Raw genomic sequence first — 16,973 nt, 5'->3', positions numbered from 1 at the left:
GGGGTTTTTTTTTTTGGTGGCCGATGGGCCGGCAGGGTTGAGCGGCCGCCCGCCTGCCCGCCGGCGGTGCGGTTTCCCCGTTTTCGTGCCGCAATGCACCAAGCGAAGGCAAAGGTTGGCCGCAACGGCGGCAAATGCCGCCGCAAAGCTGGCACGCTGCTTGCTGAACAGTGTTACGCAAAGGTCTCTTGCGCCAATGGCGGCGCAGGAGCGGGACAAAGAGGTCCGTTGCCGTGGGGCTTCCCGCGGCAGCGGGCTTTTTTTTTGGTCTGTGCCGCAGCAAAGCCGCGGTGGTGCAGCCGGCAAGAAAGGATGCAACGCGATGGACAAACAGAAATTGGTCATGGTGGGCAATGGCATGGCCGGGGTGCGCACGCTGGAAGAGCTGCTGAAACTGGCCCCCGATGCCTACGACATCACCGTGTTCGGCGCCGAGCCGCACGCCAACTACAACCGCATCATGCTGTCGCCGGTGCTCACCGGCGAGCAGACGCTGCCGGAAATCATGCTCAACGACGTGGACTGGTATGCCGAGCACGGCATTACCCTGCACCTGGGCAAGCCGGTGGTGGACATCGACCGCGGCCGCCGCGTGGTGCGCGCCGCCGACGGCACCGCGGTGCCGTATGACCGCCTGCTGCTGGCCACCGGCTCCAACCCGTTCATCCTGCCGGTGCCGGGCAAGGAACTGCCGGGGGTGGTGACCTTCCGTGACATCGCCGACGTGAACCAGATGATCGACGCCGCCGGCAGCCATCAGCATGCGGTGGTGATCGGCGGCGGCCTGTTGGGGCTGGAAGCGGCCAACGGCCTGCTGGCGCGCGGCATGAGCGTGACCGTGGTGCACCTGGGCGAATGGCTGCTGGAGCGCCAGCTGGACAAGACCGCGGCGCGCCTGCTGCAGCAGAGCCTGGAAGCCAAGGGCCTGAAGTTCCTGCTGCAGAAGCAGACTGCCGAGCTGGTGCAGGGCGAGAGCGGCCGCGTGTGTGCGGTGCGCTTCAAGGATGGTGATGCGGTGCCGGCCGACCTGGTGGTGATGGCGGTGGGCATCCGCCCCAACTACAGCCTGGCGGAGCAGTCCGGCCTGTACTGCGACCGCGGCGTGGTGGTGAACGACTTCCTGCAGACTTTCGACCCGCGCGTGTACGCGGTGGGCGAGTGCGTCAGCCATCGCGGCATCAGCTACGGCCTGGTGGCGCCGCTGTTCGACATGGCCAAGGTGGCGGCCAACCATCTGGCCAACTACGGTATCGCCCGCTACGTGCCGGTGGCCACCTCCACCAAGCTCAAGGTCACCGGCATCGATGTGTTCTCGGCCGGCGAGTTCATGGGCGGCGACGGCTGCGAGGAGATCATGCTGTCCGACCCGATGGGCGGCGTGTACAAGAAGCTGATCGTGAAGGAGGACAAGCTGGTGGGCGCCTGCCTGTACGGCGATACCGCCGACGGCGGCTGGTACTTCCGCCTGATCCGCGAAGGCCACGCGGTGCACGAGATCCGCGATCAGCTGATGCTGGGCGAGGGCGCCATCGGCGACACCGGCCACGCCGGCCAGAACCGCGCCATGAGCATGCCGGACGATGCCGAGGTGTGCGGCTGCAATGGCGTGTGCAAGGGCAGCATCGTCAAGGCGATCCAGGAGAAGGGGTTGTTCACCGTCGACGACGTGAAAAAGCACACCAAGGCGGCCAGCTCCTGCGGCTCCTGCACCGGGCTGGTGGAGCAGATCCTGATCAACTGCGTCGGCGGTGCCGCCGACGTGAAGCCGAAGGCGGAAAAAGCCGTCTGCGGCTGCAGCGACATGACGCACGGCCAGCTGCGCCAGGCGATCCGCGACAAGCACCTCATCACCCTGGCCGACACCTTCCGCCAGCTGGCCTGGCGCAGCCCGGACGGCTGTGCCAGCTGCCGCCCGGCGGTGAACTACTACCTGATCTCCACCTGGCCGGGCGAGGCCAAGGATGACCCGCAGTCGCGCTTCATCAACGAGCGCGTGCACGCCAATATTCAGAAGGACGGCACCTACTCGGTGATACCGCGCATGTGGGGCGGGGTGACCAACCCCTCCGAGCTGCGCCGCATCGCCGACGTGGCCGACAAGTATGAAATCCCGATGGTGAAGGTGACCGGCGGCCAACGTATCGACCTGTTGGGGGTGAAGAAGGAAGACCTGCCGGCGGTGTGGAAGGAGCTGGACATGCCGTCCGGCCACGCCTACGGCAAATCCTTGCGCACGGTGAAAACCTGCGTCGGCAGCGAGTTCTGCCGCTTCGGCACCCAGGATTCCACCCAGATGGGCATCGACCTGGAAAAAGACCTGTTCGGTATGTGGAGCCCGGCCAAGGTCAAGCTGGCGGTGTCCGGCTGCCCGCGCAACTGCGCCGAGTCCGGCATCAAGGACGTGGGCATCATCGGCGTGGATTCCGGCTGGGAGCTGTACATCGGTGGCAACGGCGGCATCAAGACCGAGGTGGCCGAGTTCTTCTGCAAGGTGAAGACGCGCGAGGAGGTGATGGAGTACAGCGGCGCCTTCCTGCAGCTGTACCGCGAGGAGGCGTTCTACCTGGAGCGCACTGTGCACTTCCTGCAGCGGGTGGGCATGGACTACCTCAAGCAGCGCGTATTGAGCGACAACGTTGGCCGCAGCGAGCTGTACGCACGGCTGAAGTTCGCGCTGTCGTTCGAGCAGGATCCGTGGGCCGAGCGCTACGCCAAGGGCGTGGCCAGCCACGAGTTCGCGCCGCTTACCGTGTAATGCCGTGCCCCCGGCGCCTGGCCGGGGGCCGCTCTCAAGCAAAGGAAACCAACCATGACCGAATGGAAAGCCGTCTGCCAGCTGGCCGACATCCCGGCGCAGGGCGCCCGCGTGCTGAAACGCGAAGGCAAGGTGGACATCGCCATCTTCCGCACCGCCGACGACCAGCTGTTTGCGTTGCATGACAAGTGCCCGCACAAGGGTGGCCCGCTGTCGCAGGGCATCGTCTCCGGCCGCAGCGTGGCCTGCCCGCTGCACAACTGGCACATCGATCTGGCCACCGGCCAGGCCTGTGCGCCGGACGAAGGCTGCACCGGCCACATCGCGCTGAAGCAGGAAGCCGGCACCGTGTTCCTGGTGCTGGACTGATATTCACCCCCGGCAGGCAAGGTTGGCCGCAAGGAGACAAACATGACGACAGCAACGGGATTCAACAACACGGTCTCCTCCATCTGCTGCTACTGCGGCACCGGCTGCGGCGTGCGGGTGACGCCGCAGGCAAACGGCACGGTAACGGTGAGCGGCGACGAGCAGCATCCGGCCAACTTCGGCCGCCTGTGCAGCAAGGGCCGCACCCTGGGCGACACCACCGGCAAGGCCGCGGCGCGGCTGCTGCGGCCAACCCTGCGCCACGGCAAGCATGCGCTGCCGCAGCCGGCGAGCTGGGACGACGCGCTGCGCACGGTGGGCGGCAAGCTGGCGGCGGCGATTCGCGAGCACGGCCCAGACTCGGTGGCGTTCTATCTTTCCGGCCAGCTGCTGACCGAGGACTACTACCTGTTCAACAAGCTGGCGCGCGGCCTGGTGGGCAGCAACAACATCGACACCAACTCGCGGCTGTGCATGTCCAGCGCGGTGAGCGGCTACAAGCAGACGCTGGGCGCCGACGCACCGCCGGCTTGCTACGAGGATTTCGACCACGCCGGCTGCGTGTTCATCGCCGGCGCCAATATGGCCTATGCCCACCCGGTGCTGTTCCGCCGGCTGGAAGAGGCCAAGGCGGCCAACCCGGCGCTGAAGATCATCGTGGTCGACCCGCGCCGCACCGACACCGCCAGCATCGCCGACCTGTACCTGCCGGTGCTGCCGGGCAGCGACGTGGCGCTGTTCCACGCCATGCTCAATGTGATGATCTGGGAAGAACTGATCGACCGCGATTACATCGCGCAGCACACCGAGGGTTTTGCCGCACTGCGCGCGCGGCTGCGCGAATTCACCCCGCGCGCCGCCAGCGAGCTGTGCGGCGTGCACGAAGACGACATTGTTACCGCCGCGCGCTGGTTTGCCGGCAGCCCGGCCACGCTGTCCTGCTACACCATGGGCCTGAACCAGTACAGCAACGGCAGCGACAAGAACGCGGCGCTGATCCACCTGCACCTGGCCACCGGCCACATCGGCAAGCCGGGCGCCGGGCCGTTCTCGCTCACCGGCCAGCCCAATGCCATGGGCGGGCGCGAGGTGGGCGGCCTCGCCACCGTACTGCCCGGCCACCGCGACCCGGCCGATGCCGCGCATCGCGCCGAAGTGGCTGCGCTGTGGCAGGTGCCGGCGCTGCCGACACGGCCGGGGCTGTCGGCCATCGAGATGTTCGAGGCGGCGGCGGAAGGCAAGATCAAGGTGCTGTGGATCGCCTGTACCAACCCGGCGCATTCGCTGCCGGACCAGGCGCTGGTACGCAAGGCGCTGGAGCGGGTGGAGTGCGTGATCGTGCAGGAGGCGTTTGCCAGCAGCGAAACGCTGGCCTACGCCGACATCGTGCTGCCGGCTGCCACCTGGCCGGAGAAGGACGGCAGCGTCACCAACAGCGAGCGGCGCATCAGCCGCGTACGCGCCGCGTTGCCGCCGCCGGGGCTGGCGCGCGAGGACTGGCGCATTGTTGCCGACGTGGCGCGCTGGCTGGCGGCCGACATCGCGCCGGAGCGCGGGCGGCTGTTCGAGTTTGTCGACGCCGCCACGGTGTTCGCCGAGCATGCCGCCACCACCGCCGGCCGCGACCTGGACTACAGCCGCCTCAGCTACGCCATTCTCGATGCGCAAGGCCCGCAGCAGTGGCCGTTCGACGGCAAGGTTGGCCGCACGCGGCTGTACGGTGACGGCGTGTTTCCTACCGCCAGCGGCCGCGCGCAATTTCTCGACCTGGGCTGGCGCCCGCCGGCGGACAAGGTGTCGGCGCATTTCCCGATTCGCCTCACCACCGGCCGCCTGCGCGACCACTGGCACACCATGAGCCGCACCGCGCTGGTGCCGGGGCTGACCCGCCACGTGGAGGAGCCGCAACTGGCGATGCACCCGCGCGACATGCAGCGCCACCGGCTGCAGGCCGGCGAGCTGGTGAAGGTGCGCAACAAGCGCGGCGCCATCTACCTGCCGGTGCAGGCCGACGACAGCCTGCGCGCCGGTGTGGCCTTCGTGCCGATGCACTGGGGCGCGGCGGCACTGGGCGGGCAGGGCGTCAACGCGCTCACCAGCCGCGCGCTGGACCCGCAGTCGAAACAGCCGGAACTGAAGCTGGCGGCGGTCAGCGTGGAGCCGGCCAAGTTGCCATGGCGCGCCACGCTGCTGCTGCGCGGCGAGGTGCCGACGCTACGGCCGCAGCTGGATGCGCTGCGCGCCGCCTTCCCGTACGCGGTGGCGGTGCCGGTGAGCCTGAACGGCGTGGAGCACCTGCGGTTGCGGCTGGCCGCCGCCACCGCGCCGTCCAGCGAGCTGCTGGCCGAGCTGGCCACCCGGCTGCTGCCGGCCGACGCCATGCTGGCCGCCTTCGACGACGCGGCGCGCGGCGTGCTGCGCCGGGTGTGGCTGCAGGGCAGGGAGCCGCTGGGCTTTGTGCTGGCCGGCGACGTGCGCGCCGACGAGGCGCTGAGCGCCTGGCTGGATGGTGGCGAAGCGCCGGCCAGCCTGGCGGCGCTGCTGTCCGGGCAGACCGCCGGTGCCAGCCGCGCCCGCGTGGTGTGCGCCTGCGAGGGCGTGCGCGAGGACGCCATCTGCGCCGGCATCCAGCGCGGGCTGGACGTGGAAGGACTCAAGCGCGAGCTGAAGTGCGGCACCGGCTGCGGCTCCTGCGTGCCGGAGCTGAAGCGGCTGTGCGCCGCCTGATGGCCGGCATGGCTATTTGGTTATAAAAAATCGGTCTGGCAGAACTTTTGGTATTCGGTATTGTGGCAGCCTGGCCCGTTGGCATGGCGGCCCGCACACGTAAAGGTGGCCTCGGAAAGCCCTGATTTCTAAGCGAGACAAGGCGCGAACGAAAAATTTCGACGCCGCATATGGCTGATATGTAAGGCGAAATTTTTTCGTGAGCAACACAGTATCGCAACGAAAGCGGGAGTTTTTCACGCAACCCAAAGGAAACAGCATGAATGGCAAAGTATGGTTGGTTGGCGCCGGTCCCGGCGATGCGGAGCTGCTGACGCTGAAGGCGCTGCGGGTGATCCAGGCCTGTGATGTGTGGCTGGTGGACGACCTGGTCGGTCGCGACATTCTGGAATTCGCCCGCCCCGGCACCCGTATCGTCGAGGTGGGCAAGCGCGGCGGCTGCAAGTCCACGCCGCAGGATTTCATTTTGCGGCTGATGGCGCGCTACGCGCGGCAGGGCCGGCAGGTGGCGCGGCTGAAAGGCGGCGACCCGTTCATCTTCGGCCGTGGCGGCGAGGAGTGGGCGTGGCTGGCCGAGCGCGGTATCGAGGTGGAAGCGGTGGGCGGCATCACCGCCGCCTTTGCCGCCGGCACCGACCTGGGCCTGCCGCTGACCCACCGCGGCGTGGCGCGCGGCGTGGCGCTGGTGACCGCCCACACCATGGACGGCTCGCGCCCGGACTGGCAGGGGCTGGCTGCGGCCAACCTTACCGTGGTCTGTTACATGGGCATGAGCAATGTGGATGTGCTGGCGGACGAGCTGATGGCGGCCGGCTTTGCGCCGGAGCTGCCGGTGGCGGTGGTGCATCGCGCCGGCTGTGCCGACCAGCGCCATATCGTCTCCAGCCTGCACACGTTGGCCGCCGACGTGGCCAGCAGCGGCCTGGCCAGCCCGGCAGTGATCGTGCTGGGCGAGGTGGTGCGCCACGCCTGTGTGGTAAATACCCCAGCGACGGCGGCACGGTGGCAGGTGGCCTGAGTGGTTATTTTGCCAATGCCAAATGTATTAACTGGTAAGAATCAACGATTTAAATAAGGCGGGCAGCTGAATATTTAATTCGGGTAATGGGTAAATAATGTGGTTTTCGGGCGAATCGTAACCGGCGCGTAATTAAATCTACATATCGATTGTTTATATTTCGCCGCATCGTTTCAACCGAAACCCCATAATTTTAACCCCGCTTGAGAAATATCATGCTGAATAAAAAACTGCTCGCCGTTGCTGTTTCCACCGCGCTGCTCGCGCCGTTTGCCATGGCCGATGTGACCATTTACGGCACCATCAGCGAATCGGTTGAATCGGTAAAAGCCACCGGCGCCACCAACCCGGCCAATGACATCAGCTCCCTCGGCCGCGTCAGCTCCAACGTGTCCAAACTGGGCTTCAAGGGCACCGACGATCTGGGCAACGGCATGAAGGCGGTATGGCAGATCGAGCAGGAAATCTCGATCGACGACGGCGGCAGCAGCAAGGGTTCGTTCGCTACCCGCAACAGCTTCGTGGGCGTGGATGGCCAGTATGGCAAGCTGCTGCTGGGCAACAACGACAGCGTGTACAAGTCGATGCCGAAAGTGGCGATCGTGAACCCGATGGCCGACACCATCGGCGACGTGTGCACCAGCAAGGCCGTGTTCTGCCGTGGCGACGCCCGCCTGCAGAACTCCGTGCATTACTACTCCCCGGTATTCAACGGCCTGCAGGCCGGCATGTCCTACGGTTTTGACGAAACCCGCGCCGTAGTGGGTACCGACCGCACCGACAAGGCACTGTGGAGTTTTGCCGCCACTTATAACCTCGGCGATTTCAATGCCGGCCTGGGTTATGACCTGCGTAAACAGGCCAACGCCGTTGCCGGTAATACCAATCTGGATCAAAGCTTCCTGAAACTGGCCGCCAGCTATAAATTCGGCGACACCAAGATCGGTATCGGTTACGAGCACGAGAAAAACGAAAAGGCCGCCACCACGGTTAAACACAATACCTGGCAAATCGGCGCCGAACAGAAATTCGGCAACCTGGGTGTGAATCTGGCCTATGCCAAACTGGACGAATCCGCCGCCAATGCCAAGGACGGTGCCGACCAGTGGACCTTGGGAGCAACCTACGATCTGTCCAAGCGTACCCAGACCTACGCCTACTACACCCGCATCAACAACCAGGACGCGGCAACCCGTACCTTCGGCAATGCCGGCCTGACCGGTATCGGCGCCGGCTCCAACCCGACCGGCATGGGCGTGGGCATGAAGGTCACCTTCTAAGCATCCGCCGCTTCAATTTCATGTGTTCCTTTGCCAGCGCCGCCGCGCTGGCATTTTTTTGTGCTGATGCGGCAAGGCATGATCGTGGTGCTGTCCATGGTGATGGGGCGTAATATTTTGCTCGGCACGCTTTTATTGGTTATTTAGTGCGCATTATTTGCCTTTGTCGCGCTGCTCTGATCTTTTGCCGACTTTGTGGTAGCTTTATCTGGTTTGTAGCCCCTGGCGCACGGCCTGTCCGCGGCGCCCGCCACCCAAAGAGAGAAACCACAAGATCATGTTTGCTCATGTCGAAGCCTACGCCGGCGACCCGATCCTGACCCTGGTTGAAACCTTCAACAAGGACACCCGCAGCCCGAAAGTGAACCTGGGCATTGGCCTGTATTACGACGAGGAAGGCCGCATTCCGCTGCTGCCGTCGGTGCAGAAGGCCGAAGCGCAGCGCGTGGCGGTGGCCGGTACCCGTTCCTACCAGCCGATGGAAGGTGCGGCCAACTACCGCGCCGCGGTGCAGGCGCTGCTGTGGGGTGCCGGGCATGAGGCGGTAGCGGCCGGCCGCATCGCCACCATCCAGACCATCGGCGGCTCCGGCGCGCTGAAGATCGGCGCCGACCTGCTCAAGCGCTACTTCCCGCAAAGCGAAGTGTGGGTCAGCAGCCCGACCTGGGACAACCACCGCGCCATGTTCGAAGGCGCCGGTTTCGTGGTGCACGACTACCCGTACTACGACGCGGCCAGCGGCGGCGTGAAGTTCGACGAAATGATCGCCTGCTTCAAGCAGCTGCCGGCCAAGAGCGTGGTGCTGCTGCACCCGTGCTGCCACAACCCCACCGGCGTGGACCTGAGCAACGAGCAGTGGGCGCAGGTGATCGAGGTGGTGCAGCAGTGCGATCTGCTGCCGTTCCTCGATATCGCCTACCAGGGCTTTGGCGACAGCCTGGAGGCCGACGCCTTTGCCATCCGCGCCATGACCGCGGCCGGCATCAGCTTCTTTGTCAGCAACTCCTTCTCCAAGAACTTGTCGTTCTACGGCGAGCGCTGCGGCGGTCTGTCGGTGGTGTGCCAGGATGCCGAGGAAGCCGCGCGCGTGCTGGGCCAGATGAAGGCCACCGTGCGCCGCAATTACTCCAGCCCGCCGACCCATGGCGGCCAGGTCACCGCGCTGGTGATGAACGAGCCGGCACTGCGCAGCGAGTGGGAAGGCGAAGTGACCGAGATGCGCGAGCGCATCAAGGCGATGCGCCAGAAGCTGTACCAGGTGCTGTCCGCCAAGGTGCCGGGCCGCGATTTCAGCTACTTCGTCAAGCAGCGCGGCATGTTCAGCTATACCGGTCTGACCCCGGAGCAGGTGGACCGCCTGCGCGAAGAGTTCGCCGTGTACCTGGTGCGCTCCGGCCGCATGTGCGTGGCCGGCCTCAACAGCCGCAACGTGGAATACGTGGCGGATGCGATGGCCGAAGTGCTGAAAGGCTGAGCCATTTTGGCGTGAGCGAATGCCCCGTTTGCAACGGGGCATTTTTCATGGAGCGATGAAATGTCCATTCGTCCGTGGTTATGGCTGCTGCTGTTGCTGGGTGCGCCGCCTGTCGCCCAGGCCGGCTGGCTGGCCGACAGGTTGGCCGCACGGCTGGAGGCGCAGATGCTGGAGCCGGACGCGGTGCCGTGGCGGCTGCGCCAGCCCGGCATCGCCAGTGCCGCCGGTCTCGCGTATGGCCCGGATGCGCGCCAGCGGCTGGATGTGTACTGGCCAGCGGCCGGCGGGCAGGGCATGCCGGTGCTGGTGATGGTGCATGGCGGCGCCTGGCGCAGCGGTAGCCGGCAGTCGGCCGCGGTGGTGCAGCACAAGGTTGGCCGCTGGGTGCCGCGCGGGATGCTGCTGGTGTCGCTCGACTACCGGCTGCTGCCGCAGGCCGGGCCGTTACAGCAGGCGCAGGATGTGGCGGCGGCGCTGGCCTGGCTGCAACGTGAAGCCGCGCGCTGGGGCGGCGATGGCCGCAAGCTGGTGCTGATCGGGCATTCCGCCGGCGCACATCTGGTGAGCCTGTTGGCCGCCTCGCGCCAGCTGCAGCGGCAGGCGGGCGTGCAGCCGTGGCTGGGGACGGTGGCGCTGGATAGTGCGGCCTACGACGTGGCGGCACTGATGCAGCAGCGGCATTACCGTTTTTACGATCAGGCGTTTGGCGGCGATCCGGCCGCCTGGCCGGCGCTGTCGCCGATGGCGCAGCTGCAGCAGGCGATGCCGCCGTTGCTGGCGGTGTGCTCGCAGCAGCGGCCGGACCGGCCGTGCGACGATGCGGCCAACTTCGTGGCGCGGGCGCGGCAGCTGGGCGGGCGCGCCGAGTTGTTGCCGCAGGCGCTGTCGCATCGCGACATCAACCAGCAACTGGGCGCCGACGACGGCTACACCCGCGCGGTGGAGCAGTTTCTGCGCGGGCTGGACGCCGAGCTGGCAAGCCGGCTGGCGCGCTAGCAGCGCAGCGACGAGCGGCAGGCCGGAAAAGCACAAGGCACCCCGTGGGGTGCCTTGGTCGTTGCGCCTATTCGCGGGCGTCGCGTTCCAGCCGCCGCCGCTCTATCTCGCGCCGGGCATTGGCGTTGCGTACATCCTTGGGTGTGGTGCGCGGCATCGGCTTGCCGGCCAGTTCGTTGCTGCGCACTTCGGCGCGTACTTGCAGGTATTCGGGGCTGGGATTAAAGCGACGCATGAGGCTTCTCCATTCAACGACCAGAAGTAGTGGTAAGGCAGCTGCCGGGTATTTCCAAGCACACCCTATGCCTGACACTTTGCTACTGTATTACAGCCGTTTGTTATCTGGCACCTCGCCGATGATGCAGTTGCCATTTTGGTCCGTCGCTGTGGTGTCAATGCCGCAAACTACAACATGATGGGCCGTAAAATGACAACGGCCCGACAGCTTGTGGCTGACGGGCCGTGACGGCGCAGGCGGGCGCGTGCTCAGTGGCTGCTGCGGCCAACGATGGAGGCGGTGGCGATCAGCTCTTCCAGCAGCGCCAGCGCGCTGCCGCCGCTCATATTGAACGGGTTCAGCTGCGGTTTTTCCGAGTAGCGCAGCAGCAGGCTGGGGTTGACCTTGTTCAGGTTGACCTGGCCCATGGTCCAGCCGGCAAAGCGGCGCTCGCCGATCTCCTCGAAGCTCAGCAGCTCCACATCCTGGTGCCGCGGGTCGCTGGCGATGTGGTTGTACAGCGCGGACACTTCGCTGCGGCCGCCTTCCAGCACCTGCATGAAGATGTCGCCGCTGTAGCACAGCACGCCGGTAATGCCGTGGCCGGGATTATGCTGCAGCGAACGGCTGAGGATGGCTTCCAGCAGCTCCTGGCCGTGCGGCTGCGCACAGCGGCTGGTATAGAGCAGGCGAACGAGCATGGTGTTTCTCCGGCTTATTTCTTGGGCAGCAGGGACAGGAATTCGCGGCGCAGATCCGGATTGGTCAGGAACACGCCGCGCATCACACTGTTCACCATCTGCGAATTGCTGTCCTTGACGCCGCGCCAGTGCATGCAGAAATGATCGGCTTCCATCACGATGGCCAGCCCGTCCGGGTTCATCTTGTCCTGCAGGGTGTTGGCCAGCTGGATCACGGCTTCTTCCTGGATCTGCGGGCGGTTCATGATCCACTCGGCGATGCGTGCATACTTGGACAAGCCGATCAGGTTGGAGTGCTCGTTCGGCATCACGCCGATCCACAGCCGGCCCAGGATCGGGCACAGGTGGTGCGAGCAGGCGCTGCGCACGGTGATCGGGCCGACGATCATCAGTTCGTTCAGGCGCTCGGCATTGGGGAATTCGGTCACCGACGGCTGCTGCACATAGCGGCCGCGGAACACTTCGTTCAGGTACATCTTGGCCACGCGGCGCGCGGTGTCCTGGGTGTTGTGATCGCTGTCGGTGTCGATCACCAGGCTGTGCAGTACGTCGCGCATCTTGGCTTCGACTTCGTGTAGCAGTTCGTCCAGCTCGCCCGGCTCGATGAAATCGGCAATATTGTCATTGGCGTGAAAACGGCGTTGTGCGCCTTTCAGTCGCTCGCGGATGCGGGCGGATACCGGTACCCGGTAATCGGCTTGATGTTGCTTCGGGCTTTCTTTGCTCACGCGGTTCATCTCCTGGGTGTGCCATTGGGCGCACCTCGGGTTTGTATAATAGACAGGCGTCTGGAAGATAGCCGCGAAGCAGGGGAATGGCAACTGTTCGGCAGGTAGGGTTATGCGACAAGGATGCGGCCAACCTGGCAGGTTGGCCGCAGTACGGCGTCAGTCCACCTGGAACTGCGTCATCAGCGCCGCCAGCCGCTGGCTGGCCGCCGCGGTCTGCTCGCTGCTGTACTGGCTGTGATCCAGCACCGTGCTGATGCTGCGGGTGGCGGCGTTGACCTGCTGCACCTTCTCGCCGTAGGCGCGGCTGGCCTCGGCGATGCCGTCGATGGAGGCCACCAGGCTGCCGATCAGCTGCTGCGCGTCGCCATTGTCGCTGGCGGCGTGCTCCGCCAGCCGCAGGCCGTCCTCCATCTCGCGCATGCCGCTGTCCATGCTGCTGACCGCGCCGGCGGCCTGCTGCTGGATGCCGCCGATCATGTCGCCGATCTGCAGCGTGGCGCTGGCGGTGCGGTCCGCCAGCTTGCGCACCTCGTCGGCCACCACGGCGAAGCCGCGGCCGGATTCGCCGGCGCGCGCCGCCTCGATCGCCGCGTTCAGCGCCAGCAGATTGGTCTGGTCGGCAATGTCACGGATCACCGCCACGATCTGGCCGATCTCGCGGGCGCTGTCCTGCAGCTGGCGCAGGGTGTGCGACGAACCGTTGACCGACTGCCGGATGCCTTGCGAGCGTTCGCGAATCAGCGCTACCTGCTTGCCGGAGCCTTCCGCCAGCAGTGCCAGCTGGGTGCGGATGCCGCCGGCGCTGGCGCTGGCGTGATCGATCTGGCGCTGCTGGCTGTCCAGCAAGGCCAGCATGTCGGCCATCTGGCTGACCACGCTCATCACGCTGCCGGTGGTGTCCTGTTGGCTGTGCTGCAGCTGCAGGTTGGCCACCGAGATGTCGCGCGAGGAATGCTGCACCAGGCGGATGGTGCATTCCAGCTGGTCGATAAAGCTGTTGAACCAGCTGGCCAGCGTGGTCAGCTCGTCCGGGCGCCGGTCGCTGCGGTTCAGCCGCTGGCGCAGGTCGCCGCCGCCTTCGGCGATGCTGCGCACGGCGCGGATCAGCGAGCTGACGCGGCCGGTGACCTGGCGCGCGCCCAGCTGGTAGAACGCCAGCACCCCCATGCCCTGCAGCAGCCAGACCAGCAGCAGCGACAGCGCCGGCGGCAGCGCGGCGAACTGCTCCAGCGCCCAGCCGGCCAGCCCGGCCGGGATGGCGGTCAGCAGGTACAGCCGGGTCAGGCGGTAGCTCAGCGGCCGGCTGCGGTACACCTCTTCCAGATCGGCCTCGCACATCATGCCCCACAGGTCGTCGCTGCCGGGCAGCTGGAAGGTGAGGCCGCGGCCAACGACTGGGATGTGGCGGTAATCGGCATAGCCGGGGTACAGCACATAGGTGTTGTCGCCGTGGCGGATGGTTTCGCGCACGCCGGGGTGCAGCTGGCCGGTGGCCGGGTCGTTGAACACCAGCTCCAGCTCGGTGTGCTGCTGCACGCGCACGGTGCCAAAGCCGGTGCGGATGCCGTCCTTCAGGTTGTCGCCCAGCGAAAAGGTGCTGTCCTCGAAACGCGAGCGCGACAGCGCGGTGCCGGGGGCGATGCTGTGGTCGAAGCCGGCGCGCGCCATGAACAGGTAGTTGTCGCCGGACTCATTAAAGATATGGCCGGCCTCGCGCTGGATCAGGTCGCCCAGCACATCGTTGGGCACGCGGCCGCACAGGCAGCGGCCGTCGTCTAGCGGCAGGTAGAACATCAGCGTCACGGCATCGTGAAAGCGCGAGCTGGACGGGCCGATGCGCTCGGTGTCGATGTCGCGGTAGGGGCCGTGCAGAAAGCGCGCGCGCCGGCCGCGCTGCAGTGCCGCCGGCTGGCTGTGACGTTGGCCGCAACGACCGCCGGCGGTGGATGCAGCCACCACGCCGCCGGCGTCGAGTAGGAACAGCTCGGAGAAATCCGGTGCCAGCTGGCGGCGGCGCGTCAACACGGCGGCGTCAAGCGCACTGTCCGCCCGGCACTGCGCCGCCAGGCTTTCCAGCTGCTGCCACTGCTCCGTGGCCCAGCGCTGCAGAATGTCCACCCGGGTGGCAGCGATGCTGCCGAACACCTGCTCCAGTGCGGCGTAACGGTGGCGGTTGAGGCTGCAGCTCCAGCGCATGGCCAGTTTGCCGTTCTTGCCAAACCAGGGAAGCCAGCGCTGTTCCGCAGCGCTCAGGGGCATGGTGAGACTTTTTGCTGACATGGCGATCCAGTAGGGGATGGAAGGAAATGTCGCAATTCAGCAAAAAGTAGACCAGTTTCCGATAGTTTTTGGCAGCTTGTGCCAAGGCGACGGAATATGGGAGGTCCAATTCGGGGCGCGGCACGACCGTGGTGCGGCAAAGTGGTGCATTTGCCGAGCGCCGCGCGGCCGCGGCCACAAGAAAACAGCGCACGGCGGTGACGCGGTGCGCTGTGGGCGGGGCAGCTGGCGATCAGCGGTTATGGAACACGATGTCGCAATCCAGATTGGTCTTCTGCAGCCCCTGCAGCTGGGCGAAGTTGATGATCAGCGGGTTGCGCACATTGGCGCGCAGGTGGGTCAGCAGCGGCTGCTGCGGGTCTTCCTGGCCATCGCGGTAGATGATCAGCAGCACGCCCACGTCTTCCGGGCGGCTCAGCTGCAGGCCGGCGACTTCGGCATCGTCCAGCAGCACTTCGTAGCGGATGCCGAGGTTGCCCGGCTCGGTCACGCTGAACAGCACATCCGGCTCGTCCAGCGACTGCAGCCAGTGCACGCGCGGGCTGTCGCAGTCGGCGTCGTGAAACAGCTTGAAGCGCTTGCAGTGCTCGAATGCCGGCAGGCCATTGGCAAAGGTGATGATGCTTTGTTCGTCGACATCCACTTCGCCCAGCAGGCTGGTGTTGAACAGCATGGTGTTCTCCTCAGGTCTTTGGTGGCTGAATTATGCCTCATGGCAGTTGGCTGGCAATGACAAATCGCAAGCGGCGCGGCCGGCTGTGCCGCCGGGCGGTGGCCCGGTACAATGCCGCCCCATGAATGCTGAGCTTTCCTTGTATCCGGCCATCGAGCAATTGTTGCTGGCGACGGATATCGACACCAAACCGCCGGCGGTGCAGGCCTTGTCTGCGCGCTGGCAGCAGGGCGGGCTGCGGCGCGATGGCACGGCGCCGCTGTACCGCTTGCCGCAGCCGGGGCGGCCGTTGCGGCCAACCCTGGTGCCAGCGGCGGAGGTGCCGCGACGCCGGCTGGGCAGCCCCGAAGGTCACGCGGCGATGGTGCATGCCATCGCCCATATCGAATTCAATGCCATCAACCTGGCGCTGGATGCCGCCTGGCGTTTTCGCGAGCTGCCGGACAGCTATGTGGACGACTGGCTGCGCATCGCCGCCGAGGAGGCGAGCCACTTCCAGCTGCTGCGTGCGCGGCTGCAGGCGCTGGGCTACGACTATGGCGATTTCCCGGCGCACAACTCGCTGTGGGAAATGGCGCTGCAGACCGATCACGATGTGCTGGTGCGCATGGCGCTGGTGCCGCGGGTGATGGAAGCGCGCGGCCTGGACGCCATGCCCATCGTGCAGGACAAGCTGCGCCGCATTGGCGACCTGGAAACCGCCGCGGTGCTGGACACCTTGCTGCGCGACGAGATCGGCCACGTGCGCGCCGGCAATTACTGGTTTAGCACGCTGTGCGATGCGCGCGGGCTGGAGCCGCTGGCTACCTTCCGCGCCTTGCTGGGCGACTACCGCGCCGGCGAGCTGCGCGGCGTATTTAACCTGGAGGCGCGGCTGGATGCCGGTTTCAGCGCCTTCGAACTGGCCATGATGCAAGACTTCACCGTGACGCGTGAACGTCGGGAGAAAAACACAGATGCAAGCGCTGTTTGAAAAAATGAAAAGCAATCGCCGGCTGGCGATGGCCGTGCTGGTGGCGGGAACGCTGCTGTTCATCCTGGCATCGGCCAGCCGCCAGGCGGCCGACGGCTCGTGGCTGGTGGAGCTGATGTCCTCGCTGTGCATGCTGCTGGGCATTGCCGGCCAGTTCCTGGGGCTGGCGGCGCTGCTGAAAAACCCGCGTCGCTGAAATGGCAATAAAAACAGCAGCTTAATGTCGCATTGCCGACGGGTTTCGTTCTTGACGCCCTGCAGGGTGGCGCGCATAATCGCACCGCAACAAAACACATGTAAAAGGCTCCGGATCGGGGCCTTTTATGTTTTGTCTTGTACCCGGAGACACGCATGGATTACCAGGCATTTCTGCGCGCGCTGGAAACGCACGCGCTGCCTGCAGAGCAGTTCGATCACCAGGCCCATCTGCAGGCGGCCTGGGCCTACCGTCGCAGCTATACCGCCCGCGAGGCGGCGGCACGCTGTGCGCGCACGCTGTCGCGCTACGCCATGGCCAAGGGTGCGCCGCAAAAATACCACCACACCATTACCCTGGCGTTTCTCACCATCATCTACAGCCGGCTGGAGCAGACCCCGGCGCAGGTGACGGACTGGCACGCCTTTGTGGCGGCCAACACCGATTTGCTGCACGATGCGCGCAGCCTGCTCGGCCAGCATTACTCCGAGCAAAAATTGCAGGACGACAATGCGCGCCGCCGCTTTGTCGAACCGGACCTGGCGCCGCTGCCGGTGTCCTGTCTTACCCACTGAATACGCGA

General features: G+C 65.8%; 15 protein-coding genes. 10 read left to right on the top strand and 5 right to left on the bottom strand.

The genetic code is table 11. The features are described 5' to 3' along the window. Positions 1-322: 322 nt before the first annotated feature. The 7 genes from nirB to ACFOLG_RS08840 all read left to right on the top strand — a co-directional run bounded on the left by nirB (position 323) and on the right by ACFOLG_RS08840 (position 10,619). Positions 323-2,755 (top strand): nitrite reductase large subunit NirB, encoded by a 2,433-nt coding sequence (gene nirB / locus ACFOLG_RS08870; RefSeq protein ID WP_386090895.1) that lies wholly within the window; start codon positions 323-325, stop codon positions 2,753-2,755. A 54-nt stretch (positions 2,756-2,809) separates the two neighbouring features. Beyond that, positions 2,810-3,124: a nitrite reductase small subunit NirD gene (nirD, locus tag ACFOLG_RS08865; RefSeq protein WP_386090892.1), complete on the top strand. Its 315-nt coding sequence runs from the start codon at positions 2,810-2,812 to the stop codon at positions 3,122-3,124. Positions 3,125-3,166: 42 nt separating this feature from the next. Then, positions 3,167-5,851, top strand: coding sequence for a nitrate reductase (locus ACFOLG_RS08860; RefSeq protein ID WP_386090889.1), 2,685 nt, complete (start codon positions 3,167-3,169; stop codon positions 5,849-5,851). 259 nt (positions 5,852-6,110) lie between these two features. Further along, positions 6,111-6,869 carry a uroporphyrinogen-III C-methyltransferase gene (gene cobA, locus ACFOLG_RS08855; RefSeq protein ID WP_386090886.1) on the top strand — a complete coding sequence of 253 codons (759 nt, stop codon included), beginning with the start codon at positions 6,111-6,113 and terminating at the stop codon, positions 6,867-6,869. A gap of 215 nt (positions 6,870-7,084) precedes the next feature. After that, positions 7,085-8,149, top strand: a complete 1,065-nt coding sequence (locus tag ACFOLG_RS08850; protein WP_386090883.1) for a porin — start codon at positions 7,085-7,087, stop codon at positions 8,147-8,149. Between the two features lie 277 nt (positions 8,150-8,426). After that, entirely contained in the window at positions 8,427-9,623 is a 1,197-nt protein-coding gene (locus tag ACFOLG_RS08845) for an amino acid aminotransferase (RefSeq protein ID WP_386090880.1), read from the top strand. Between the two features lie 60 nt (positions 9,624-9,683). Beyond that, complete coding sequence (locus tag ACFOLG_RS08840; RefSeq protein WP_386090877.1) at positions 9,684-10,619, top strand: alpha/beta hydrolase; 936 nt, start codon at positions 9,684-9,686, stop codon at positions 10,617-10,619. A 67-nt stretch (positions 10,620-10,686) separates the two neighbouring features. Here the strand turns inward: ACFOLG_RS08840 and ACFOLG_RS08835 are convergent, their stop codons facing one another. The 5 genes from ACFOLG_RS08835 to fliW all read right to left on the bottom strand — a co-directional run bounded on the left by ACFOLG_RS08835 (position 10,687) and on the right by fliW (position 15,221). Continuing rightward, on the bottom strand, positions 10,687-10,854 hold the full coding sequence (locus tag ACFOLG_RS08835) for a hypothetical protein (RefSeq protein WP_349586325.1): 168 nt from the start codon (positions 10,852-10,854) through the stop codon (positions 10,687-10,689). Between the two features lie 251 nt (positions 10,855-11,105). Continuing rightward, positions 11,106-11,537, bottom strand: a complete 432-nt coding sequence (locus ACFOLG_RS08830) for a BLUF domain-containing protein (protein WP_386090873.1) — start codon at positions 11,535-11,537, stop codon at positions 11,106-11,108. A 14-nt stretch (positions 11,538-11,551) separates the two neighbouring features. Further along, a complete protein-coding gene (folE, locus tag ACFOLG_RS08825; RefSeq protein WP_386090871.1) occupies positions 11,552-12,265 on the bottom strand; it encodes a GTP cyclohydrolase I in 714 nt (237 codons plus the stop codon). A 159-nt stretch (positions 12,266-12,424) separates the two neighbouring features. Further along, positions 12,425-14,527 carry a methyl-accepting chemotaxis protein gene (locus tag ACFOLG_RS08820; RefSeq protein WP_386090868.1) on the bottom strand — a complete coding sequence of 701 codons (2,103 nt, stop codon included), beginning with the start codon at positions 14,525-14,527 and terminating at the stop codon, positions 12,425-12,427. A gap of 253 nt (positions 14,528-14,780) precedes the next feature. Continuing rightward, positions 14,781-15,221 carry a flagellar assembly protein FliW gene (gene fliW / locus ACFOLG_RS08815; protein WP_386090865.1) on the bottom strand — a complete coding sequence of 147 codons (441 nt, stop codon included), beginning with the start codon at positions 15,219-15,221 and terminating at the stop codon, positions 14,781-14,783. Positions 15,222-15,342: 121 nt separating this feature from the next. Here fliW and ACFOLG_RS08810 point away from each other — a divergent pair, with 121 nt between their 5' ends. From ACFOLG_RS08810 to ACFOLG_RS08800, 3 genes are all read left to right on the top strand, one after another. Further along, complete coding sequence (locus tag ACFOLG_RS08810; protein WP_386090862.1) at positions 15,343-16,194, top strand: ferritin-like domain-containing protein; 852 nt, start codon at positions 15,343-15,345, stop codon at positions 16,192-16,194. Next, positions 16,178-16,390 carry a hypothetical protein gene (locus ACFOLG_RS08805; RefSeq protein WP_386090859.1) on the top strand — a complete coding sequence of 71 codons (213 nt, stop codon included), beginning with the start codon at positions 16,178-16,180 and terminating at the stop codon, positions 16,388-16,390. The genes ACFOLG_RS08810 and ACFOLG_RS08805 overlap by 17 nt, the downstream gene beginning before the upstream one ends. 155 nt (positions 16,391-16,545) lie before the next feature. Then, positions 16,546-16,965: a hypothetical protein gene (locus ACFOLG_RS08800; RefSeq protein ID WP_386090856.1), complete on the top strand. Its 420-nt coding sequence runs from the start codon at positions 16,546-16,548 to the stop codon at positions 16,963-16,965. The last annotated feature ends 8 nt before the right edge of the window (positions 16,966-16,973 follow it).

Origin of the sequence: Vogesella facilis (genome assembly GCF_042648525.1) — a bacterium.
Lineage (GTDB): Bacteria > Pseudomonadota > Gammaproteobacteria > Burkholderiales > Chromobacteriaceae > Vogesella > Vogesella facilis.
Note: the sequence above shows the minus strand (reverse complement) of the source record. Positions and strands in the feature narration are given on the sequence as shown.

Bases quoted from the DNA above. Each gene is read 5' to 3' on its own strand.
- nirB (WP_386090895.1), top strand. From the start codon at position 323: ATGGACAAACAGAAATTGGTCATGGTGGGCAATGGCATGGCCGGGGTG.
- nirD (WP_386090892.1), top strand. From the start codon at position 2,810: ATGACCGAATGGAAAGCCGTCTGCCAGCTGGCCGACATCCCGGCGCAG.
- ACFOLG_RS08860 (WP_386090889.1), top strand. From the start codon at position 3,167: ATGACGACAGCAACGGGATTCAACAACACGGTCTCCTCCATCTGCTGC.
- cobA (WP_386090886.1), top strand. From the start codon at position 6,111: ATGAATGGCAAAGTATGGTTGGTTGGCGCCGGTCCCGGCGATGCGGAG.
- ACFOLG_RS08850 (WP_386090883.1), top strand. From the start codon at position 7,085: ATGCTGAATAAAAAACTGCTCGCCGTTGCTGTTTCCACCGCGCTGCTC.
- ACFOLG_RS08845 (WP_386090880.1), top strand. From the start codon at position 8,427: ATGTTTGCTCATGTCGAAGCCTACGCCGGCGACCCGATCCTGACCCTG.
- ACFOLG_RS08840 (WP_386090877.1), top strand. From the start codon at position 9,684: ATGTCCATTCGTCCGTGGTTATGGCTGCTGCTGTTGCTGGGTGCGCCG.
- ACFOLG_RS08835 (WP_349586325.1), bottom strand. From the start codon at position 10,854: ATGCGTCGCTTTAATCCCAGCCCCGAATACCTGCAAGTACGCGCCGAA.
- ACFOLG_RS08830 (WP_386090873.1), bottom strand. From the start codon at position 11,537: ATGCTCGTTCGCCTGCTCTATACCAGCCGCTGTGCGCAGCCGCACGGC.
- ACFOLG_RS08820 (WP_386090868.1), bottom strand. From the start codon at position 14,527: ATGCCCCTGAGCGCTGCGGAACAGCGCTGGCTTCCCTGGTTTGGCAAG.
- fliW (WP_386090865.1), bottom strand. From the start codon at position 15,221: ATGCTGTTCAACACCAGCCTGCTGGGCGAAGTGGATGTCGACGAACAA.
- ACFOLG_RS08810 (WP_386090862.1), top strand. From the start codon at position 15,343: ATGAATGCTGAGCTTTCCTTGTATCCGGCCATCGAGCAATTGTTGCTG.
- ACFOLG_RS08805 (WP_386090859.1), top strand. From the start codon at position 16,178: ATGCAAGCGCTGTTTGAAAAAATGAAAAGCAATCGCCGGCTGGCGATG.
- ACFOLG_RS08800 (WP_386090856.1), top strand. From the start codon at position 16,546: ATGGATTACCAGGCATTTCTGCGCGCGCTGGAAACGCACGCGCTGCCT.